The organism is Spirosoma endbachense (assembly GCF_010233585.1).
Classification (GTDB): Bacteria; Bacteroidota; Bacteroidia; order Cytophagales; family Spirosomataceae; genus Spirosoma; species Spirosoma endbachense.
In genome coordinates, this window is record NZ_CP045997.1 from 230,636 (window position 1) to 252,370 (window position 21,735).

Annotated in this window: 16 protein-coding genes; 8 read left to right on the forward strand and 8 right to left on the reverse strand. The window is 47.6% G+C overall.

What is annotated here, in order from left to right; genetic code table 11:
• Positions 1 to 84: 84 nt before the first annotated feature.
• The 5 genes from GJR95_RS00815 to GJR95_RS00835 all read right to left on the reverse strand — a co-directional run bounded on the left by GJR95_RS00815 (position 85) and on the right by GJR95_RS00835 (position 8,145).
• Positions 85 to 3,072 (reverse strand): sensor histidine kinase, encoded by a 2,988-nt coding sequence (locus tag GJR95_RS00815; protein WP_162384079.1) that lies wholly within the window; start codon positions 3,070 to 3,072, stop codon positions 85 to 87.
• Between the two features lie 337 nt (positions 3,073 to 3,409).
• A complete protein-coding gene (locus tag GJR95_RS00820) occupies positions 3,410 to 5,974 on the reverse strand; it encodes a glycoside hydrolase family 9 protein (RefSeq protein ID WP_162384080.1) in 2,565 nt (854 codons plus the stop codon).
• A gap of 253 nt (positions 5,975 to 6,227) precedes the next feature.
• Positions 6,228 to 7,115 (reverse strand): DMT family transporter, encoded by an 888-nt coding sequence (locus tag GJR95_RS00825; RefSeq protein WP_162384081.1) that lies wholly within the window; start codon positions 7,113 to 7,115, stop codon positions 6,228 to 6,230.
• A 91-nt stretch (positions 7,116 to 7,206) separates the two neighbouring features.
• Positions 7,207 to 7,638, reverse strand: coding sequence for a cupin domain-containing protein (locus GJR95_RS00830; RefSeq protein ID WP_162384082.1), 432 nt, complete (start codon positions 7,636 to 7,638; stop codon positions 7,207 to 7,209).
• Between the two features lie 63 nt (positions 7,639 to 7,701).
• Positions 7,702 to 8,145, reverse strand: coding sequence for a carboxymuconolactone decarboxylase family protein (locus GJR95_RS00835; protein WP_162384083.1), 444 nt, complete (start codon positions 8,143 to 8,145; stop codon positions 7,702 to 7,704).
• A 136-nt stretch (positions 8,146 to 8,281) separates the two neighbouring features.
• Here GJR95_RS00835 and pdxR point away from each other — a divergent pair, with 136 nt between their 5' ends.
• From pdxR to GJR95_RS00850, 3 genes are all read left to right on the forward strand, one after another.
• Positions 8,282 to 9,748: a MocR-like pyridoxine biosynthesis transcription factor PdxR gene (gene pdxR / locus GJR95_RS00840; RefSeq protein WP_162384084.1), complete on the forward strand. Its 1,467-nt coding sequence runs from the start codon at positions 8,282 to 8,284 to the stop codon at positions 9,746 to 9,748.
• A gap of 155 nt (positions 9,749 to 9,903) precedes the next feature.
• Entirely contained in the window at positions 9,904 to 10,353 is a 450-nt protein-coding gene (locus tag GJR95_RS00845) for a DUF3592 domain-containing protein (RefSeq protein WP_162384085.1), read from the forward strand.
• Positions 10,354 to 10,357: 4 nt separating this feature from the next.
• Entirely contained in the window at positions 10,358 to 10,735 is a 378-nt protein-coding gene (locus GJR95_RS00850) for a hypothetical protein (RefSeq protein WP_162384086.1), read from the forward strand.
• A 44-nt stretch (positions 10,736 to 10,779) separates the two neighbouring features.
• Here the strand turns inward: GJR95_RS00850 and GJR95_RS00855 are convergent, their stop codons facing one another.
• On the reverse strand, positions 10,780 to 11,496 hold the full coding sequence (locus GJR95_RS00855) for a DUF5020 family protein (RefSeq protein ID WP_162384087.1): 717 nt from the start codon (positions 11,494 to 11,496) through the stop codon (positions 10,780 to 10,782).
• A gap of 190 nt (positions 11,497 to 11,686) precedes the next feature.
• Here GJR95_RS00855 and GJR95_RS00860 point away from each other — a divergent pair, with 190 nt between their 5' ends.
• The 5 genes from GJR95_RS00860 (at position 11,687) to GJR95_RS00880 (ending at position 16,732) form a co-directional block, all read left to right on the forward strand.
• A complete protein-coding gene (locus tag GJR95_RS00860) occupies positions 11,687 to 12,859 on the forward strand; it encodes a hypothetical protein (protein ID WP_162384088.1) in 1,173 nt (390 codons plus the stop codon).
• A gap of 182 nt (positions 12,860 to 13,041) precedes the next feature.
• Complete coding sequence (locus GJR95_RS00865; protein WP_162384089.1) at positions 13,042 to 13,686, forward strand: FISUMP domain-containing protein; 645 nt, start codon at positions 13,042 to 13,044, stop codon at positions 13,684 to 13,686.
• 172 nt (positions 13,687 to 13,858) lie between these two features.
• On the forward strand, positions 13,859 to 14,293 hold the full coding sequence (locus GJR95_RS00870; RefSeq protein WP_162384090.1) for a VOC family protein: 435 nt from the start codon (positions 13,859 to 13,861) through the stop codon (positions 14,291 to 14,293).
• Positions 14,294 to 14,594: 301 nt separating this feature from the next.
• Positions 14,595 to 15,911, forward strand: a complete 1,317-nt coding sequence (locus GJR95_RS00875; RefSeq protein WP_162384091.1) for an MFS transporter — start codon at positions 14,595 to 14,597, stop codon at positions 15,909 to 15,911.
• 206 nt (positions 15,912 to 16,117) lie between these two features.
• Complete coding sequence (locus GJR95_RS00880) at positions 16,118 to 16,732, forward strand: DUF3137 domain-containing protein (RefSeq protein WP_162384092.1); 615 nt, start codon at positions 16,118 to 16,120, stop codon at positions 16,730 to 16,732.
• A gap of 214 nt (positions 16,733 to 16,946) precedes the next feature.
• Here GJR95_RS00880 and GJR95_RS00885 read toward each other — a convergent pair whose 3' ends face one another.
• Together GJR95_RS00885 and GJR95_RS00890 are read right to left on the reverse strand one after the other, a co-directional pair.
• Positions 16,947 to 20,330: a DEAD/DEAH box helicase gene (locus GJR95_RS00885; RefSeq protein ID WP_162384093.1), complete on the reverse strand. Its 3,384-nt coding sequence runs from the start codon at positions 20,328 to 20,330 to the stop codon at positions 16,947 to 16,949.
• Positions 20,331 to 20,392: 62 nt separating this feature from the next.
• Positions 20,393 to 21,625 (reverse strand): multidrug effflux MFS transporter, encoded by a 1,233-nt coding sequence (locus GJR95_RS00890; protein ID WP_162384094.1) that lies wholly within the window; start codon positions 21,623 to 21,625, stop codon positions 20,393 to 20,395.
• Positions 21,626 to 21,735 lie beyond the last annotated feature (110 nt).

Consider the following 21,735-nt stretch of genomic DNA (forward strand, 5'->3'; position numbering starts at 1 on the left):
GTTTGTCGTTCGGAAGGAGGTCATGCCGAACCGCTAACGCATTTTGATGCGATCCATACCTACACCTGACTGTTTAGAGGTTGTTTACAGTGGAATTCGGATTTCTACCCTGGTACCGGTCAATGGCTCTGCTTTATCAATGATTGTCAGCGTTGCTTCTTTCCCCATCTGCTGATTAAAGGCATCGAAGGTGTCCTTGGTGATCGATTCACCACGGGAGGTGTGTCCTTCTTTTTTGCTGCTATTGGCTCGACCAACGCCGTTGTCTTCGATAATGCAGAGTAGTGTATCGGCTTGTTTTTCAACCTGTATACGCAGCAGTTTGTCGCCAGTTTTGGGCATTAATCCGTGCCATATCGCATTTTCCACAAAAGGCTGAAACAGCATGGGCGGTAGTAACGTATCATAGAGACTATCCGCGTCGTCGATAATAAATTGATAACTAAACTCATTATTGAACCGCATGGCTTCCAGTTCTACATACATTTTCAGGGTTTCGATCACCTGCTCTAATTTCATTTGCTGGTAATTCGAATTCTCTAAAATCTTCCTGACTAGTTTAGAAAATTTAGAGAGGTATTTTACGCCTTCAATCGCTTTATTGGTAATAATGAAATTTTGTATGGAATTGAGCGAGTTGAAAATAAAGTGCGGATTCATCTGACTTTGGAGCGCTTTTAGCTTCCACTCGCTAATCTGGAGCGCTGATTTATGTTTTTCGTTCAGGAAGCGAATTCTAATCTGAACGATCGCCCATATAGCACTGGCTATCAACAAGGCAAGCAGGGTACGGAACCACCAGGTTTGCCAGAAAGGGGGAGTAATGGTAAACGCAAATGTTGCCTCCTGACGACTCTCTACCCCATCGGCATTGATGGCCTTTACATGCAGAACATAGGAATTTGGGGATAGGTTATTGGCCGTAATACTGTTTTGGCTCGACAATGCCGACCAGGTAGCTCCGGGCAGGCCAGCGAGCTTATAGGTATAGCGGATTCCGGAGGGGTCGCTTAAGCTGATACCAGTAAATTGAAAATTGAGCGAATTCTGGAAATACGGCAATTCCTCATTCGCAACAACAGTGCTGGCACCGGTCGACGGTTCATGCGTGTTTTGCGCTAACTGAGCCGAAACAATATGAACGGGTGGGTTCGTAGAGGTCTTTGGAATCGCTGATAGGACGAAACGCATGGCTCCTTTTGAGGTACCTGCCCATAGGTTGCCATCATTGTCTTTCAGGAAGGATACGATCTGCCATGTATTGTCAAGAATACCACTATTCCGGTTAAAAATTCGGGATCTGTACTGTCCTTTTTCTTTAGGCCGTTTCAGGTCAATACGCATAATACCGCCAAATGATCCTACCCATAATTGCCCTTCATTATCAAATTCCAGATCGAGTACACTGTCATTCTGTAGCCCCTGGCGCGTGGTAATTGTCTCAACCGAAACGATGGCTCCCTGCTTGTCTAGCCTGATTTTGCGGATGCCTTTGCCAATCGTACCCACCCAGATAGCGCCTTCGGAGTCGGTTTTTATGGACTGAATAAATACCTGTTCAGTATTTGTTTTTTTAGACAGATCTGTCCAGTGTTTACCGTCAAAAATGCGTAGCCCGTACGTGCCAATCCACAATCGATTTTGCTTGTCCTGATACAGCGCCAGGATATCATCGACGGCCATAGCCGGGGGAGAATTAATCGTAGTCCATTGGCCCTGTTGGTATCTAAATAGTTTTTCCCGGTTGCCCATCCAGATGACATCGTGAAGTGTATCTTCCAGGAAGGCCGAACAGAATTTTCCGGTCGACGTTATTTTGTTTATCTGACTACTACTGAATTTAAAAACACCATCAGCATCACAGGAAAGCCATAAATTTCCTTTATGGTCGAACCGGGTAAAATGAATAGGCAGGCCGCTGGGTTTTGTTCCGGTAAAGGTTGGGAATGGCTGAAAAAGCCGACCACGCTGGTAAGCCGTAAAAGCTCCATTGCAGCCGCCAAAATAAATAACGCCATTTTTGTCTTTGCCAAGCGAATAGACTTCGTCATTCAGCAACCCGTTGGCTTTGGTGAAAACATCAATAAACCGCTCTCTGCACTGAATTAACCCCTCCGGCGTCGTGAGCCATATATTTCCTTCAGAATCCTTACTTATGCCCAGACATTTATCGCTGGGTAGACTGTTTTGCGCGTTTAGCAGGGTGACTTTGCCATTGTCAATGCAAATAGCACCCTGGTTGGTTGCCAGCCATAATCGCTGACGCTTATCGGTCAGTATATCAAATACGCGCAGTTTACTGGGGAGTATCGCCGAATACAGGGGTGTAGCCGTTCCCGATTTGTATTCGAGTATCCCCTGTTCGTAGGTGCCGATCAGCATCCGATTGCCGATGTGTACCAGACAGCGTGCTTCAATGGGTTTACCATCGGGGTATTTTATTTCGGTAAATCGATTTTTATCGAATAAAAAAAGATGGTAGGTATTACTGACCAGCAACTGTCCGGAAGGCATCTGGCAAACACCCCAAAGATGACTGACAGGTTGATTCTGTACATCGAGTTGAAAGAGCTTCGGTGTTGCGCCGGGATTATCGAAGCAAAGCAGGCCTTGAGCACTGGTAGCCCAAATACGTCCGTCCCGATCCTGCGTAATTCCGAAAACACGTTCAATAGGTACGTTGCCTGCTGAGGTAATATTTTGGAAGCGGCCCTGTTTCCAGATACTAATGCCGTTGAAGGTGCCAATCCAGATATTTTGGTCTTTATCCTGAAATAAGCTAAGTGCCTGATTGTTAACTAATCCGTTGTTAAGGGTGAAATTTTTGAAAGTTGCTCCATCGAATCGGCCAACACCGCCATAAGTACCCACCCACAAATAGCCATCGCGATCCTGAAGTGAAGCAAAACAATAAGACGAGGGTAACCCATCATTGGCCGAAAATTGCCGACACATAAAAGGCTGGGCGTTAGCGCTCAAAACAGCAATCAATGCTGTGTAAATCAGTAGCAGAATTGGCAATACCTTACAGCCTCTTGTGCTTGATAGGTCAGGCTGGTACTCATAGATCATGTTCGTTGATGAACGATTATTGTGGATGAATACCGAGTGGGCCGAAGTAATTCTGCTTTGGTTTTTCGCTCGATACACGTACTTGCTTGTAGGTAAGTCGACAAAAAAAGACTTTTTTAAACTAGAAAACAACCTATGTAACCCTATTTAGTTTTGATGGGCTTGGGCTGCTCTAGTACTGGCTATTTGTTTGGGCGGACAGCTAAAATTCTTAACCGACCGAAGGAGGTTCTGATGGCCTCAGAGAACTTCCATTCATAGTATTAGTCACATATAGAATCAGCAAAGACAATTCCACTTTGTATCGATTCACGAAGGTGATCACGCCAACGTTCACTTATAACCGATTGACCTTTACCAGTTGGTAAGCGCTGGTTTGTAGCTCTGTCAACAAGTCATCCAGATAGTCGTATAGTTTATCGGTGCGGGCGGGATCTGTACCGATGTGCATCAGTAAAATAAATCCATTCAAACCCGTGGCTGACCGTTGCTGGTGATCACGAATGGATTGAAGAATTGTCTGGCTGTCGCGGTAATTACTGGCCTCTGGTGTGGTGTAATCGGCGTGGCTTAGGGTGCCTGGGGTATAGTTAATAAGTTGTAAACCTGCGCTTTGCGTCCAGATCGAAATGCTGTCATTATACCATTCGTAGGGAGGTAAAAATAGTTTTGCTTTACTTCGTTGGATGCCAAACCGGCCCAGAGCTGCGTAATTCGCTTTAAGGTCTTTACTGAACTCCTCATGGGTGACGAGTAAACTGTCACGCTTGGTCCAGTCGCAGTAGAGAAGGTGCTGATCAGAGTGGGGACCGATGTAATGACCATCACGACGAAGCTGCTGTACCAATGAAGCGTTGGCCCGATTACGCAGGAAACGTCCGGTCAGAAAGAACGACGCTCGTACGTTGTGTTTTCGCAGAACACGAGCAATCGTAGTTCCACCATCGGCAAATTCGTCGCCTGTAAAGACCAGGGCGAGTTGCCGGACGCTCGTATCGCCCCGAATTTTGGCGCCCTTGAAGTAAGTGGACTTTGCGTCCACATTCGCCTGCTGATTTCCTGCAGCTAACGATTGAGTCAGTGCGGCTGGTTTCGGTCGTTTTTCGGACTGTTTAGCGGCCAACAGGTAAACGAGTGATGCTGTACCGTCCATTGTGGGCTCATTGGTACTGTAGTCACCAAAATCGTCGTGATAGACGGCAACATCACTTTGAAAGGCAGCATACTCGTCGGGCGCATGGAGCGTAATCCCGATCAGGTTTTTGTAGATACTACCTCGTACGGGTCCGTCAACGAGCCCACCATCAATGGGGTATTGTTTCAAATGAGTAAATGCCGAGTGCGGATCGGCAGGTGTATCTGCGTTGGCGGGCAGGCCATACACAAAACTCGTTCCCCACGGATTGCAGCCAAACAGCCAGTCAAAATTGGCTTGTTCAAGTGCGGCATATTGCTGATCGCTGGTAAGTTGCCGATACCAGAGGCATTGGGTTGCGAACGAGGTCGTAAGATTATTGCTGCACCAAATGAAAGGCACTCCCCGATAAAACGCATTTTGTTTTGCCCGTTGCCAAACGGTTTCGATGCCTCGTTTATAGAAGTCAGTAACCGTTTTTCGCTGACTGGCGGGGAACCGTTTGGCCAGCTCAGCATGACCGATATTGACGAACGGATACCACTGATAATGGCGAGCCGTATCATTCTCGATCCAGGGCGTAATTGGCTCCTGACGGGCAAACTTCAGCGCGGTGCTACGCCATTGCCCAGCCTGTTTGCTGGTAGTCCCCGACAGATTTAATTGTTCAACGGCGGCCAGTTCCATATCATCCACGTAATTATCTTCTTCGTAGAAATAGGGTGCCCGTCCAGGCGCTGTTTGTGCGTTTCCGGGTTTTTGTTCCCCGAGTTTATAGGCCGATTGCGCCCGCTGCCGAAGCCGGTCAATATAGACCCGATCAACATAATCCGCTGGGAGTTTCCGCATGAGCTGGTAGCCCAGAGCCAGTGCACTGCTAACTTTCCCGGCCGTCGACGCGACACCTGTTGCCCGATTTTTATATTTAAACAGACCCTGTGGTTCACCCGTTGCGAAGTAAACGGGGCGTTCAAAGCCCTTGCCGTAAAAATTGTCTTCCTTCGGAATGCGTAACCCTGCATGATCACGGTCGTCGCCCAACTGATTGAACAGCCAATCGTCGCTTGGGTGCATTTTCATCAGCCAGTCGAGGCCCCAGCGCGCTTCGTCGAGCACATCGGGTTGCCCGTTCGCTCCCGTCAGGCCGTTTGTCTGGTGTTGATCGGTAAAGGCATCCGGAAAGTCGCGGAGGGCGGCCAGCAGATGATAAGTAGCATTGGCGGAGGTTGTCACATATTGCAGATAGTCGGACGCATCGTGCCAGCCTCCGGACGCATCGATATGGGTACTATCGGGCATGGGGCCATACATCGTATAGCCATCGTGGGTGTGGCAGGAGTCTTTTAGAAAGGGGTTGTAGCCACTGCGTTGCTGACGCATGTACCGCAGGCAGAAATCAGCCGCACCATCGTATACGTTCTCATCAATGCGGAATGTAGGCGACCGTGTGCCTTCATCGGTGCGAAGGTAAAAGCGACCTTGTTGCCGGAATGCCGAAAAGTTGAGTCGGTACGTCTGCTGGAATGGTCCGTATGCGCCGAATGCCTGTCCAACTTCACGTTGCCAGACAACCTGATCGGTCTCGGCATTGACGATCTGAAAACGGGCCGTTTTCTTCTCCGTCAGGCTTCCCCACACGGCTGTTTTAGGGCTGGATGGTCGGTAACCTAATAAGTTTACCCGAATAACCGCTGATTCATCGGCGCGCAACATAAACGCAGACAGAGCGACCGATAGACACAGAAAAAAAAGCAAGCGACTCATCATAACGAACCAACAGGCATTACAGGGCCTGTTCTATCCGGGCAAAATAAACGCATTTTCGGGATAGAATAGCGATCAAGTAGAATTGTGTTGTCGAATGCAACCGAGCTCAATCACCAAGTGCCAGTATGTCAGCCTTGTCCGTGGTTTATATTCTCAGGGTTTTCACTTCGAGCCGTGCCACGGTTACTAATTTTGCGAAAACAAACCGTGGCACGGCTCGAAGTGAAAACCCTGAGAATATAAGAAAGTGAAGCTAGGCAATCTGATTAGCCTCCTGACGAATCAGATAAACGGATGCCAATATGCCCAGACAGGCAATAAAATGGTTAACTGTAAAGGATTCATTGTCCAGGATTCCCCAGAAAATCGCTACGACTGGTATCAGATACGTAATTGCGCTGGCAAATAGTGGCGACGAACTATAGATCAATTTTACGTGAAGCACCTGAGCCAGAGCCGTTCCAACAACACCCAGCGTTACCAAAGCCAGATAGGAACTTATTGTGTCTGGCGTAAACTGAAACAATGTCTGATTGGGAAGATAAACAAACAGGAAAGCGAGCAGGCCATTGAGGGTTACGCTCACTGTGCTTAAATGCAGGGGTGGCACATCGGCTAAATACTGTTTGACAAGATTGATATTGATCCCGTAACATAAGGTGGCAATGACTATCAGAAACACGTACCCATTGATCGATAGATTCAGGCCAGTAGAGGACAATAAACTTAGGGTAACCGAGCAGAATAGACCCAGAAATAGACCCAGAATCTGAAGGGATGAGTACGTTTTTCTGACGAAAAAAAGTGAGCTTAGAAAGGTAAAGGAAGGCGTTATGGCCAGCAGAATCCCCGCCGTTGAACTCTGTAAATGCTCCTGCGATAGACTAAACAGATAGGAGGGAATCAGCGAACTGAGCAAACCGGATAATACAACCAGAGGCCATTTGCCGGAAGGAATCTTTCGGAAAAAAGCTAAGCCTAACGGCAGAAAAACCAACCCCGCCGACCCTAAACGAATCGTTGCCGCGGCTATATAGCTAAAACTTTCCAGTCCTTTCTTAAGCAGGATGTAGCTACTACCCCAAATGATAGAGAGAGCCAGAAAATACGCCCATTTTCTGGCTGGTGATTGTGTGATCATGGTGAAAAATGTGGTGCAACCATTGCCAACGGAAAGAGTCTGGCTAGCTCATTCTGCAATGATTGGATGAATCGAATGACCGTTTGTAGCCTTACTTTTTTTCGGGCACGGAGGTCGGTTTGCCTTTTTCGGCAAGGAAGAATACCAGTAGTTTGGCAGGAGCGGTTGGATGGTTATTGCGCGCTGAACTGTGCAAACCATTCGTTTCTTCATAAAATGAATCTCCTTTTTTGTACAAATACGTTTTCCCCTCAAAAACCGACTCGATTTCTCCTTCGAGCACATAGCCGAAAGTTGGGCAGGGATGCCGATGGGCTGTCGAGGTACTGTTGGGTGGAAAATCGACAATCAATAGCTTAACTTCCCGATTTTCAAGCCCTTTATCCGCCAGAATCTGTTGACGGATAATAGCAAAACTTACCTCCGAATTTCCGGTGCTGGTTGTATGCGCGTGTTGTTGGGCAAGCAGGTTACCGGGTGCGTAAAGGCACAGGGCAATGGTAAAGAGAAGAATTGATTTCATAGTAGAGTTTAGTTGAAAGCCTGGCTGATTTCCCAGCCAGGCTACGTATGATTGCCCGATTGATCAGTCCTGATCGGCCACCAGATGAGTTGAAATAGCAATGCGGTTCCAGCTATTGATCGTGATGATCGCAAAAATTACCTGCGCCAGTGTTTGCTCGCCTAATAGATCGAGCGCCTTCGTATAAACTTCGTCAGAAACGCCCCGATTGGTGAGTTGTGTCAGTTCTTCGGCCAGCCGTAGAACGGCCTGTTCTGTTTCGGTAAAGAACGGCGTTTCCCACCACGCACTCAGCGTATAAAGCCGCTGTTCGGTTTCGCCCAGTTTCCGGGCATCTCTGGCGTGCATGTTGAGGCAATAACCACAACCATTTAACTGTGAGACTCTTAGTTTAATCAGTTCATTAAGTTTTGGATCGATATTAAACGTTGCCATCTGTTTTTCGGCTTCCAGCATAGCTTTATAAACCCGTGGTTCAACCGACTTAATATGCATTCTTGCTTTCATGGTACAGAGAATTATTGCGCAGAAACAGCCCGTTCAAATACTGTTCCTGCTGTTTATCGTTGTATTTTATTTCTACAAATATCTACCTTTGGTGGACTACTTAAGTAGTCCAGATTTAAGAAATTAAGTAGGCCAGATGATGTTCCTGAACGACCTTGTTACCGTCGATAAAGCAGTCGATACGGCTATCTATTTGCAGATTGCCAATGCTATTATTCAGGCCATTCGCAGAGGGCGTTTGCGAAGCGGATCGAAGTTGCCAGGCTCCCGCGAACTGGCGACCGCCCTGGGTGTTCATCGCAAAACAACAGTAGCCGCTTATGAGGAGTTGCTGGCGCAGGGCTGGCTGGAAATGATTCCGAGGAAGGGCACATTTGTCGTACAGGACTTGCCCGAAATAAAGCCCAAAAAGCTTAAGCAGACGGAAACCTCAGTTGCCTATCCCGAAAAGACGATCTTTTCCATTGATGAAAAACGATTTGTCCAATTTCCGGCCTTGGGGTTTCCGGATACTAAAAAGTTAATTATTAATGATGGGTTTCCGGATATGCGTTTAATTCCTAATGAGTTATTCCTGAGGGAGTTACGAAGCATGGGTAAGCAGCCTGCTTTTAAAAAATACAACATGTATGGCCGGGCAGAAGGAACAGATTACTTACGTGATACGCTGTCCAGTTTTTTGCGTGAAACCCGTGGATTGCCGATTTCGGCAGCCAACGTGATGATAACCCGAGGGGCGCAAATGGGTATCTATATGGCTGCCAGCCTGCTGCTTAAACCGGGTGATCAGGTGATTGTGGGCGAGCCCAGCTATTTTGCCGCAACGCTTACATTTCAGCAGACTGGGGCCAGCATTAATCGCGTGCCTGTAGATGAAGGTGGTCTTGCTATTGATGCCGTTGAGCGGCTTTGTCTGACGAAAAAGATTCGACTGTTATACGTGATTCCGCATCACCACCATCCAACAACGGTGACCCTTACGCCCGAACGGCGCATTCGGCTGCTAGAACTGGCGGCAACCTACAAATTCGCCATCATTGAAGACGACTATGACTACGATTTTCATTACACAAGTAATCCAATACTGCCAATGGCTAGCCTCGACCACCACGGCAGCGTAATCTACATTGGAACATTGAGTAAAACCCTTGTTCCGGCCATACGGATTGGGTTTATCGTAGCGCCCGAAAACTTTATAAAGGCTGTTGCTAACCTTAGAATGGGTATTGACCGGCAGGGCGACAGTATGATGGAAGTTGCCATTGCAGAGTTGTATCGTAATGGAACCATTGGGCGGCACATTCGTAAAGTGGTCAATCTTTACCGCGAGCGCCGGGATCACTTCTGCTCACTATTGACGGAAAACCTGGGCCAACGGGTTACGTTCCGGATTCCAGACGGCGGCATGTCAGTCTGGACACGATTCAACGACAGCGATTTACGGAATGTATCTGCCAAAGCCTTTCAGAAAGGCCTGATTATGAGCGACGGCCAGCGGTATAATACCGGAACGATAAACTATAACTCAGCCCGGTTAGGCTTTGCATCCCTGAATCTGGCTGAGCAGGAAAGAGCTATAGACATTATAGCCAGGTGTCTTTAAAACGTTCGGCTTACCGTATACACAAAACACTATGCTTTGATTCTCGAAAAAACAGTAGGTTTGGATCGCTTTTGTCTGTCTGTAGTGGTCTGCTAATCAATAGACTACGGATTGAAAGCGCCACTATTACTACACTGCGTTTAGAATACTGTTAAATGAAATTGAAAATCGATGGCAGCCTGTTATTCTTCGGGCTATTTGCCCTGATAGGAACTGTTTTTGCGATTGCGGCCTACCTAAGCTGGCAGTCGACGCAGCGGATCGTTCAAACCGGTATTGAAACAAAGGGCCTTGTGATTGACACGCGATACAGTCGTGATAAAAAAGGCCGGACAACAACGGCACAGGCTCCGGTCGTTCAGTTTGTAACATCGGCAGGAAAGCCGATCACGTATTATTCACAGACGTACACGACACCTGCCAGCTTTAACGTGGGCGATACCGTAACACTTTGGTATATGCCCGACAATCCGCAAGAGGACATAACCCTTGAAGGGGTAGACGGCTGGCTTTTGCCCGGCGTATTTGGCCTGTTTGGCGTCGTTTTTTCGCTAATTGGTTATCCAACCCTGATCAGTTCGGTATTTAAAGCCTTCAAAGGATAAGCCGATGCCCCGATTTGTTCAATTGCTCATCGGTCCGGAATTATTCTGGGTTCTTGTTGTGTGTGCGGCTTTGCTACTGGCGCAGGCCAATGTGCCTCCGTCAAAATCCGTCGAGGATATAATTGAGAATCTTCATTTGTGGATTTCGCTAGCCGGAATCCTGACCTTTTCGCTATGGTTTGTTCCCGGAATTAATCGCGACTGGCTACTGCTTCGAATCTGGATTGCGGCAATTGTCGGTGCCCATTTTGCCCTGGATAAAGCATTGAGTGCGCATAGCGAACAGAGCCCCGGCATCGGCACCGTATACATTGCCGGTTTGTTGTTTCTATTTTTCGTGTTGCTGGTAGGGAGCGTGGTTGTGAAAGTGTTTTACGCCTAGCCGTTCCTGGCCAGTTACGGTAGCGATTCATCGCAGAGCGCCTGTTAGAACTGGTTTTTCAGTGCCAGCGTCGGGTAAACCTGCACCTGGTTTTCGGGAGTAAGTGTATGATAGAATAAATTGATTCTTGATCCAACGGAAAGCGTTTTCGATACTTTAAGCCAGATCTGAGGATCACCGAAAAAAGCGATCTTTTTGCCAGATTGACTGGCCGTAAAATCAGTGCCCTGGTTACGGTTCTCGCTCCATCCGACCAGACTCCCCGCCACCATGAGTTTGTACTGAAAAAATCCTTTTCCGAAATAAAACGTAACCTGTGGGTCATGACTTGGCTGCGGAAATGCATTGTAGCGATACACGACACTGGCGCTAAACCAGGCACCTTTCCACTGAAATGGGTACGCAATACCGAAGCCGAACGAATTGGTCAGGTAATACCCATAGGAGGGTGGTGCCACGCCTAAACCGCCACTGTAAGTTAACGACAAATAGACCTTAGGCCGCCAAAAGCGTAGATTTTTGGAGACTTGCAAAAATAGCTGACCGATATTATTATTTTCGCCACTAAAGTCGGTTTGTGTTTTTAAGAGGAATGATCCGGTCGAATCGTTTGCCTTGAAGTATTCGAACGTGAGCGACGCGAAATTCCGTTTGTTCAGATCAGGGTCGATCGAATGCCTGAAATCATAATGAAACTGGAGTTGCTGGGCCACGCCAGTCAGGGCAGAAAAGAGTGCAAGAATCAATAAGGCTTTTTTCATACGATCGGGCTGCCGAAGCAAAATGTTTTTGACAAAACTTCGCTTTGTGGCCCGAAAAGGCCGGAATCTGACCGGAAACATTGCGGAAATCTCGTTTCCGTTGGGCAATATGCCGCATCGTTAAACCCCAGGACAGAATGCTGTGTTATGAATCTTGTTGGGTTAGGAATTGATAGATGCCAGTTGTTATATGGATGAATTTGACCGGCGGGCGTTTGCCGCTCTTTTTAGGGCCGTAGTAGAAATGTGTTTTGGTCAACCACTACAAAATCAGTTATCCGAATCAGAGAGCAGGCACCTCAGTAACGAGATCGAAGAACGCACAGGACTGGTTGTCGGATGGAGAAGTATCAAAAACTACGCGGCTTTTCTGGTAAATCCTTCGCCGGATAAGCAGGAAAATCCATCGGTGGCCACCCTCGATACGCTGGCACGCTTTGTCTTTCGCGCTCCGGTTACGACAGAAGCGGAGCGGAAAAAGAACGAAGAGCACTTTCCGTACTGGTTCCGTTATCGCGAACAACTTTTCCAGCCCAATCGAGCCGAACAGATCGACCCCAAACCGAACAGGCACCGTTTGCCAGGCTGGCTGATTATACCCCTCATTTTGGGCGTAATAGGCTTGTTTTGGTTTGTTCAGGAGCCTGAACCTGAGCGGATAATCGACGATTTTCGTAAAACTGACGAGATGTCACTTAACCGGAATGGCTGGATTGTTCATGCCCGAAATAAGGCCTTCTGGAATCGGAGAGCAGAGAAACCGGGTCATTTAACCCTCTTCACGCTCAAAGGCGATAACTGGCATAAGACGGGCGAGGCTCCGCAGATTCAGAACCTGTTGTTGCAGCCCATTCATAATGACTGTTTTCGCACTGAAGTCCATTTTAAGGATTTTGTCCCCAGCGCCAACTGGCAGCAGGCGGGTTTAGTGTTGCTGGAAGATACCTCGTTCGCCGGGAAAAGTATCCGTATCTCACTGTCCTACAACGACTTCTTTGGTGGGTACATCAAACCCGGCGAAATCCTGATTCAGGCAATCGCTTCGTATGGAAAAGGATACACGAATCTGGAAGAGATTGCTCACCAGCCCCTGTTTACGTTAGGTAACACCAGCGATCGTCGTCTTGCCGTGAATAACCTGAAAAACTTCGCCTTCCGGATAGAGAAACAGGGTCAGAAATTCCGGTTCCTGTACTCGGCCAGCCCCGTCGACAATTTCTCGTTTAAAGAAGTAACCACCTACGAATTTGGCATTACACCAAAATACGTCGGGATTTTTGCCCTGAAAGGGTTTGTCGATTCAACGGCTGTGATGCCTGTTACTGTGCGTTTTTTTCGACTGGACGGGGAGCGGTGTAAGTAGGGTTTCTTTTCAGACGCCATTTTAGACAGTTCATCCAACTGTTTCGACAGCTTGTATCCAGATGCTTTTAACGGGTATTTATACTGATTTGCTTTGTACGGCAATGTCTGTGCGTCAAACTGACTAAACTGAGCAGAATGAGGATAGGCAGCCAGATCATTTCTCACCTATTCGCTCTAAAAATGGCACGTACAGCTAAAAAAAAGCATTCAGTTAAACTACCTTTTTTTTTATTATCCCTATTTACCCTGGCTTTTTCTTCCTGTAAAAAGGATCAGGAAAGCCAACCCAATCCCCAGGTAACCACCGTCCTGATTAGTGGAAAAGAATATCCGACTACGACAATTGGCAGTCAGGTCTGGACGATAACCAATTACGATGGGCCGGGTGGATTGCTGTATAAATCCGGAAGTGAAAAACCCGAATATGGACGGTATTACACCTTCGATGAAGCCAGGGCCGTGCCAATTCCCAGTGGATGGCGGCTCCCAACGATGCAGGATTATGTGACACTGGCCGAAAGTCAGGGCGTCGTGTTTGCCGATCATCGGGCAACCCGACAGGAGGCTATAAAAAAGCTGACGTCAACCACTAACTGGCGAACCATTAGCGGCACGAATATTTCGGGTTTCAACGCGCATCCGGCCGGTTACAGCTTCCAGAACAGTGCTCCTCTGGATGGAGACATCAGTGAATTCTGGGTAGCAGATGGAAATACCTTCAGTATTCAGGAAAATGCTTCCGGCAAAGCCCATTCAATTCTGTTTTACACGACCAACAGCCCTGATTATCGATTTAATCTGCGGTTTGTAAAGAATGCAAAATAAGGTTTTTTGTGACAAAACAGGATGTTGAAGCCCTGGTTCGACGCCATTGGAAAAGGCTTTTGACGAGGTTGAAAAGTTGCCGCAATCGCCCTGCATCTTGTCGCATTTACCCCCCACTAATGCTACCCATGGGGCGTATCTTTGTTATGTAAACATCAAAACACAACTACTCATGGCAACCAAAATTTTTGTAAACCTGCCCGTTAAAGACCTCAACAAATCGATTGATTTTTTCGCTAAGCTTGGGTATTCCTTTAACCCACAGTTTACGGACGAGAATGCCACCAGCATGATTATCAGTGAAGATATCTATGCAATGCTGCTGGTAGAGCCGTTCTTCAAAACGTTTATAAAAACTGAGATTGCCGATGCCACCAAAGTAACGGAAGCCCTTATCTGCCTCTCTGCCGATAGCCGGGAAGCCGTTGACGAACTGGTAGATAAAGCCATTGAGGCAGGTGCTACTACACCAAATGAGCCTATGGATCAGGGATTTATGTATGGCCGTAGCTTCCAGGATCTGGACGGTCATCATTGGGAGATTATGTATATGGACCTGGCGGCTATTAATCAGGAGCAACCTGCGGCTGAGGCCACGGCCGTATAAAAACACGAAACAGCGCTACTTACGGTAAGGGATAAGACAGCTCTGGTGAGTACTATTCACTCACCAGAGCTGTCTTATCGTGTATTTACGCCAATTCATTACCTTGTTTTTCTGAAAAACCTTACTGCCCACCATTTGTTGCAAATGGTGAATGTACTTTGCTATGCATGAGCCAGGTATACTTCTGAACTACTCAGGATGTTATATAGCCATAGCTCATTCCAGTTGCCCATTCGGTCTTTCTTTATATAGTCGGTCGCATTTGTAAAAAGCAGGATGTGATGCGACAAAATCAGAAACGATGAAAACGTTTTATGTCATTCTGGCCAACTCACTGGCAGCTTCTCTTACGAATAATCTTGTCTGGTTTGCGGTTACGTTCTGGGTCTATCTGGAAACGAAATCGGTGGTGGCTACGTCGATTATGGCGGGTGTGTATACGGGTACAATCGCCATAACCGGTTTTTTTCTCGGGTCTTTAGTAGATCGGTACAAGAAGAAAACGGCAATGATTGTGTCTAGTGTTGGTTCATTAGGTTTATATGTGCTGTCCTTTTTCATTTATATAGCAACACCCCGCCAGGTATTTACAGACCCGTCGAGTCCAATTCTATGGGCATTTATCATCCTGTCGCTCCTTGGTGCAATTGCCGGAAACATACGATCAATTGCCCTCTCGACCCTTGTTACCTTTCTGATTCCGGAAGACGGCAGGGATAAGGCAAACGGCCTCGTTGGGACAACAAACGGCGTATCGTTTCTTGTCGCTTCGATCTTTAGTGGACTGATTATTGGCTTTCTGGGTATATTCTGGATGCTGGTTGCTGCGCTCGGCCTGACCCTGCTTGTTCTGGTTCATTTGTGGACGGTATCCATTCCCGAAAAGGGGGTCGTACATACCGAAGACCATACCAAACGAATCGATATTCGGGGCACCATTCAGGCACTGAACGCGATGCCGGGGCTTTTTGCGCTGATTTTCTTCAACACCTTCAATAATTTCCTGGGTGGCGTCTTCATGTCACTGATGGACGCCTATGGCCTGTCGCTCGTGTCGGTTCAGACGTGGGGTGTTTTGTGGGGTTTTCTGAGTTTGGGCTTTATTATTGGCGGCTTGGTCGTTGCCAAAAAAGGGCTTGGGAAACGACCCCTCCGAACGCTTTTCCTCTCAAACATAACCATGTGGGTATTATGCGTTTTCTTCACGATTCATGAGTCCATCGTGTTGCTAACGGTTGGATTATTCCTGTATCTATGCCTGATTCCGGTGGTTGAAGCGGCTGAACAAACCATCATGCAGAAACTGATTCCACCCGAACGGCAGGGACGCGTATTTGGCTTTGCTCAAAGCATCGAACAGGCTGCCTCACCGCTGACCGCTTTTATGATTGGCCCCATCGCTGAATACATTTTCATTCCGTTTATGACAACCGGGGCCGGGGTAGACCTGATCGGCAACTGGTTCGGCACTGGCAAAGATCGGGGACTCGCCCTACTATTCACCGTTACCGGCCTTATCGGCCTCCTTGTGACGGTTATTGCCATGAAATCCAGTGCCTATAAGACACTTTCCAGGAATTACCAAAAGCAAACAGCCGAGGAGTTGATTGATCAGTGAGCCGATTAGCTGGACTAGACGGTTTCAGTACTACATGTAAATCAGGACTATGGCGAAAGTCAATATCAATTGTGAGTCGTTTTAAACCGAAAGTTTGGGCAGTAGTAGCTAGTAAAGCGTCAGGTGTGTCGGAAATTCGATTACCTTTCCGGAATTCGTTGATCAAGCTATAGCATGGCCTAAACCGTCATGAAAAATACACACTGATGAGCCTGCTGAGAAAACTATTTGGTCCTTATAAAGATGAAGCCTGGGGGCAACTGGCCGATGAAATAAACGCCGATTTTATAGATGGCGGTTTCTGGAAAGGAAGTAAAGTACAGGCTACCGTAAAGGAATGGACTATTACACTCGACACCTATACCGTATCGAATGGTAAAACCAGCATTACGTTTACCCGAATGAGAGCCCCTTATGTAAACAGGGACGGTTTCCGCTTTACTATATACCGAAAGGGTTTTTTTAGCGAATTAGGAAAAAAATTAGGCATGCAGGATGTTGAAGTAGGCTTCCCTGATTTTGATGATCAGTTCATTATTCAGGGGAATGACGAGGACAAACTACAACTCCTGTTTAAAAATACCCGCATCCGGCAATTAATCGATGCACAGGCCGGGATTAGTCTTGAAGTAAAAGACGATGATGGCTGGTTGTCAACAACATTTCCAGAGGGAGTCGATCAGTTGTCGTTTAAGGTTGTGGGCGTAATCAAAGACATTGAGCGGTTAAAGCAGCTCTACGAACTCTTTGCCGAAACCCTTAATCACCTTTGCCTTATTGGGTCAGCCTACGAAGACGACCCCAATGTCGTATTGCGCTAATCAAGGCAGAAGCCGCTTTATGGAAGACGTTGCTATTAGATCGATTCTGTACATCAGCGAGAAAATGGGCTAAGACTAGTGCTCGGCTAATTTAAACCGATGCGCCGGGCCGCCGATGCGCCGGGCCGCCGATGCGGTGTCAAAAACCGTATAGGTTCTTAATCAAAAGGAAACATACCTCATCTTAATCATCGTACAAATCAGCGATCTGTTACTAGTTTAGTAAACGCAGTAGATCGCTCCTGGTGAGTGATTTAACGAACGATGCGTCTGTTTTGATCAGGCTGTTGGCTAGCTCTTTTTTGGACTCCTGGAGTTCCAGAATCTTCTCCTCGATTGTATTGGGGCATATCAAACGTACAGCCACTACATTTTTCTTCTGACCAATTCGGTAACTCCGATCGATAGCCTGATTTTCAACGGCGGGGTTCCACCAGGGATCTACGATGTACACGTAGTCGGCCTTCGTTAGGTTTAGACCCGTACCACCTGCTTTCAGGCTGATCAAAAAAACACGAACGTCGTCGTCTGACTGAAACCGATTTACGCTGGCGGCCCGGTTGCTGGTCTGTCCGGTGAGGTATTCGAAGTCAATCTGTCGGGATTCCAGTTCGTTCCGGATCAGGTCGAGCATGGACACGAACTGTGAGAAAACCAGAATTTTATGCTGTGAAGATTTATTCTCGATCTGGTCGATCAGCATATCGATCTTCGCCGAAGAGTCACCGTAGAATTCTTCGTCGTTGATCAAAACGGGTGAGTTGCAAATCTGTCGTAGTTTCGTGAGCCCCTGCAACACATGTAAACGTACCCTCGGAATGTCGCCTTCTTTGGTTGTCAGCAGGAAATTGCGAAACTCCTGTTCGTAGGCGTCATAGACTTTTCGCTGTTCAGGCCCCATGTCGCAATGGATAATCATCTCCGTCTTGTCTGGTAACTCGGTGGCCACCTGCGCTTTGGTCCGGCGCAGGATAAACGGGCTGATTTTCTTCTGGAGTTCGCGGGCACGCTGCCAGTCATCGAATTTGTCGATCGGTGTTGAATAGTGACCCTTAAAGTGATTATAACTGCCTAACAGGCCCGGACAGGCGAACGAAAGCTGGCCATACAGATCGAACGTATTGTTTTCGATCGGTGTCCCGGTCAGGACGATTTTATTGCGCGAGGTCAACAGCCGAACCGCCTGATAACGTTGCGATTCCGGATTTTTTATAGCCTGCGATTCATCCAGAAAGATGTAATTAAAGGGGTAATCCTTTAAAAAACGGATGTCGGATAAGAGCGTTCCGTAGGAGGTCAGAAGGATGTCGAACTGCGTGAATTCCGTTTTCTTGAGCTTACGTTTAGCGCCGTAAAACGTATGAATAGTCAGACTGGGAGCAAACTTCGCCACTTCGGCCTGCCAGTTGAACAACAGCGACGTTGGCACAACGATCAGGTTGGTATTTGGGCCATGTTTCGTGCGCTGTAACAGAATAAACGCAATGATCTGGAGCGTTTTCCCAAGCCCCATATCGTCGGCCAGACAACCGCCGAAACCCAGATCATCCAGAAAGTTTAGCCAGTTCAACCCCTCTTTCTGATAATCCCGAAGCAATGCGTGTAGCTCTTTCGGTACGGAAACGGGCTGAATGGATTGGAAGTCAGTGAGTTTTGTCGTAAACAGGGTCAACTGTACCTTCACCTCACTGGTTAATTCATCATCGGCGTACAGGTCGCGAACCGTCGAAAAGTTGACTTTGGGCGTTCGGATGCGCTCGTCAACCACGTCGCCCGCCTGAAAATAAGCCGAAAACCGATCGAGCCATTCAGCCGGTAAGACGCCCTGCGTACCATCATCGAGCGTAACAAACCGGCTTCTGTTTTTGATTGCCCGTTGCAGGTGTTTTAAGCTAACCCGTTGTTTACCATACGATATGCCCAGTGCTGTTTCGAACCAATCGAGGCCACTGCTGACAATTACGGAGACTTTCGCTTTGTGCTGATTAAGCTTGTTATTCTTAAGCGTATTGAAACCCAGAATGCGAATGTTCTGGGTGTGCCAGGCATCGAAAGCAGCCAGAAACCACTCCTCGTCCAGAAAATACTTTTTATGCAGATAGAATTGAGGCTGGTCGAGTTGATCCTGAAAATCCGGATGCTGACTAAGTATGGCCATTGTGAAATGAATCTCAGCCTCATCGTCTCTGGCCACCGTAAAAGGTTTGCCTTTCCTGTCGACGGAGTAGATCTGTCGTTTAGACAACACGGGTACTTCAACGTTTCCGTATTTCATCACCGGCGAAATCAGTACATAATGTTCAGAATCGCTCAGGTAAATAATACGTTCCCGCTCCTGATCGAAACCATTCTCCGCTAATTGCCCGGCAGTTGCCGGTTTCAGGTAGGCATAATTTAGCTGAATCCGGTTTTCGAGTTTCGACAGGATTGTTTGCTGAAATTCGTCATACTTCGACTGGTGAATAATGATTCTGTTATCCCTGGAGCCAAAAAACTGAATAATCCGCAGATAGTCAGAATTATTGATCAAATACAGTGTATCGTGAAGCAGGACAAAATAGTCGTACTTAATGGTCAGTTTGTGTAATTCATACGAAACTCCATCGAGACTCAGCGATCCGTGGATTTCATAAAAGCTACCGCTTTGCTGAACCGATAAAGTGAGATTAACTGGTCGAATGTCAACCTTAATTGGAACCAGCGAATAGGAGGTGATATTCTCGGAAACACTGCCTGAGTGATAATAGAAGGAAAGCCGTGCCGGGTTCGCGGCAATGAGCTGTAAGCCAGCCAGGTCAGTTTCTTCCTGTTTGGTACGATGATGGTTCTGGAATTTGGCGATTGCCGAATAGAATTTTAGCTCACTCAGGTTGTCTGTCTTTGCAATCAGGTCCAGCGGTTGAATGGGCGTTAAGGGGTTCTTTGGCTTTCCGTCTCGGGCCGTTGCGCCTTCGTATAGTTCCAGACAAAAATTATCGTAGTAGCGGTGCTTCGTAAAAACGACCAATTTTTTGAGCGTTGAAGCTGGCTCGTCAACTGCCGGTAGCTGTCGTCCGGGTTTAGGCAGTAACAGGGCTTCAATGGATTCCTTGCCAGTCTGGTTAGTGAGAATCAGTGCTTTAAGGGCTGGCCGGATACTGATGGTTTTGTGTTCATAAACCACCTGAAAAAACTCATCTAACCGGCGTTCCTGTTCCAGACCATACTCTTTGGCTACCTGTCTGATGGCCTCATATCGAAGTGCCTGATCAAAAAAAATACGAAACTCCCGGCGCCTGATAATGCTAGATAAAACGTGTACCTGATGAACACATAGGGCATCTTTGGGAGCAGGGCAATTGCAGGATACCCGCAACGATTCCTCCGATTGACTGACAACAACGGTCGGGAAATACGTAATTCGTGATGCGCTGGTAAACGAAGCATAATTCAGCGCAATGACCTGCGGCTGAATATCGGCCAACTCAGTCGTTGCTGAAAGCAGGCTGGAACTGTGGCTGGCCAACACGCTATCGGTCAGCGTCGGAATGGTAATCGTTTCCAGCTCGTAATCATAGTCGGAACTGGGCTTATCGCTACTGCCGGACTGGTTCCGCATCGTTATGATCAGGGTGTATCATTAAGAGAAAGTGCCGGAATTCTGGAGCGAACTCCGACTGCTTACAACGCAACTTCGGAAACTGAATCCAACTCTGCCGGTTGATTTTTGTGGTGAATAACCCGTTGCCCAATCAATAAAATGAGCAATCCAAAGATCAGGCAGACCGTCATAACACTGACCATCGGCATGGCAGTATGGTTGTGAAGTACGCTAACAGACCCGGATACCAGTGCGCCAAATCCCATTCGGAAACTGCCCATTAAGGCGGCTGCACTACCCGCATGGCGGACGAAGGGTGCCAGCGATAGGGCCGCCGAATTTGGACCAGTTAAACCCTGACCGCAGAGGAATAAAAAGAGCATTCCGATCAATCCATACAGCCCAAACCAGCCTGCCCAGGTGCCAAATACCATCAGCAGGCCCACCACCGTCTGGTAGATTAAGGTTGTGTAAATAATCTGTTCGCTGGTAAACCGTTTCAGCAGAAACCGGTTCAATTGCGTGGGTCCGATTAGTGCAATGGCAAGAAATGAAAAGATCCAGCCATATTCCTGCTCACTCACTTTATATAGGTTCATGAATACGTCGGGCGAGCCTGAAATGTAAGCAAACGGAGCCGAGGTAGCGATACCGCTTACCAGCGCATAGGTCAGGAACTGAGGCTGTTTCAGAACCGTAAAAAAGCTGCCTAAAACAGCCATTGGCCGAAGCGATAAAGATGTGTCGGGGGCTTTCCCATCCGGCAGGGCGTAGTAAATGCCGATCAGAATGAGGGTTGTGATACCCGCCAGAATCAGGAAGATCGAATGCCAGCCCAAAACCACTGTAGCGTAGCCACCCACTGTTGGGGCTATCATCGGCGAAATGGCCAGCACCAGCGTGAGCAAGGAAAGAACCTGAGCAATTTCGGTTACCGGAAACAAATCGCGAACCAGCGCCTGCGCGGCAACAATGCCTACGCATCCACCCAGCGCCTGAAGGAGCCTCATCAGAATCAGAGTCTCGATGGAAGTCGTTAGCGCACAGCCAATGGATGCCAGCAAATAGACAGCTAAGCCCGCGTACAGCGGAAGTTTTCGGCCAAAACGATCCAGCAAGGGGCCGTAAACAAGTTGCCCGACGGCAATGCCAATCAGGTAAGCCGTTAAGGACAGCTGTACCTGAGCAATGGATGTGTGTAGGTCTTTGGCAATGGCCGGAAAGCCCGGCAAATACATGTCAATGGAGAACGGACTGATCGTAGTTAGTGTCCCTAAGATCAGGATGATAATAAAATATTGTCGGCGAGTCATAAACTCCTGGAAATGGTACTTTCTTATAAAGACGTTCAACAATTACGGATTGTTCCTATACCGGAAGGTTTTTAGTGATTAGTAGCCGGGTCAGCTCATGCGTCTTATTA

Coding starts and splice junctions, on each gene's coding strand:
- GJR95_RS00815 (WP_162384079.1), bottom strand. CDS start 3,072: ATGATCTATGAGTACCAGCCTGACCTATCAAGCACAAGAGGCTGTAAG.
- GJR95_RS00820 (WP_162384080.1), bottom strand. CDS start 5,974: ATGATGAGTCGCTTGCTTTTTTTTCTGTGTCTATCGGTCGCTCTGTCT.
- GJR95_RS00825 (WP_162384081.1), bottom strand. CDS start 7,115: ATGATCACACAATCACCAGCCAGAAAATGGGCGTATTTTCTGGCTCTC.
- GJR95_RS00830 (WP_162384082.1), bottom strand. CDS start 7,638: ATGAAATCAATTCTTCTCTTTACCATTGCCCTGTGCCTTTACGCACCC.
- GJR95_RS00835 (WP_162384083.1), bottom strand. CDS start 8,145: ATGAAAGCAAGAATGCATATTAAGTCGGTTGAACCACGGGTTTATAAA.
- pdxR (WP_162384084.1), top strand. CDS start 8,282: ATGATGTTCCTGAACGACCTTGTTACCGTCGATAAAGCAGTCGATACG.
- GJR95_RS00845 (WP_162384085.1), top strand. CDS start 9,904: ATGAAATTGAAAATCGATGGCAGCCTGTTATTCTTCGGGCTATTTGCC.
- GJR95_RS00850 (WP_162384086.1), top strand. CDS start 10,358: ATGCCCCGATTTGTTCAATTGCTCATCGGTCCGGAATTATTCTGGGTT.
- GJR95_RS00855 (WP_162384087.1), bottom strand. CDS start 11,496: ATGAAAAAAGCCTTATTGATTCTTGCACTCTTTTCTGCCCTGACTGGC.
- GJR95_RS00860 (WP_162384088.1), top strand. CDS start 11,687: ATGGATGAATTTGACCGGCGGGCGTTTGCCGCTCTTTTTAGGGCCGTA.
- GJR95_RS00865 (WP_162384089.1), top strand. CDS start 13,042: ATGGCACGTACAGCTAAAAAAAAGCATTCAGTTAAACTACCTTTTTTT.
- GJR95_RS00870 (WP_162384090.1), top strand. CDS start 13,859: ATGGCAACCAAAATTTTTGTAAACCTGCCCGTTAAAGACCTCAACAAA.
- GJR95_RS00875 (WP_162384091.1), top strand. CDS start 14,595: ATGAAAACGTTTTATGTCATTCTGGCCAACTCACTGGCAGCTTCTCTT.
- GJR95_RS00880 (WP_162384092.1), top strand. CDS start 16,118: ATGAGCCTGCTGAGAAAACTATTTGGTCCTTATAAAGATGAAGCCTGG.
- GJR95_RS00885 (WP_162384093.1), bottom strand. CDS start 20,330: ATGCGGAACCAGTCCGGCAGTAGCGATAAGCCCAGTTCCGACTATGAT.
- GJR95_RS00890 (WP_162384094.1), bottom strand. CDS start 21,625: ATGACTCGCCGACAATATTTTATTATCATCCTGATCTTAGGGACACTA.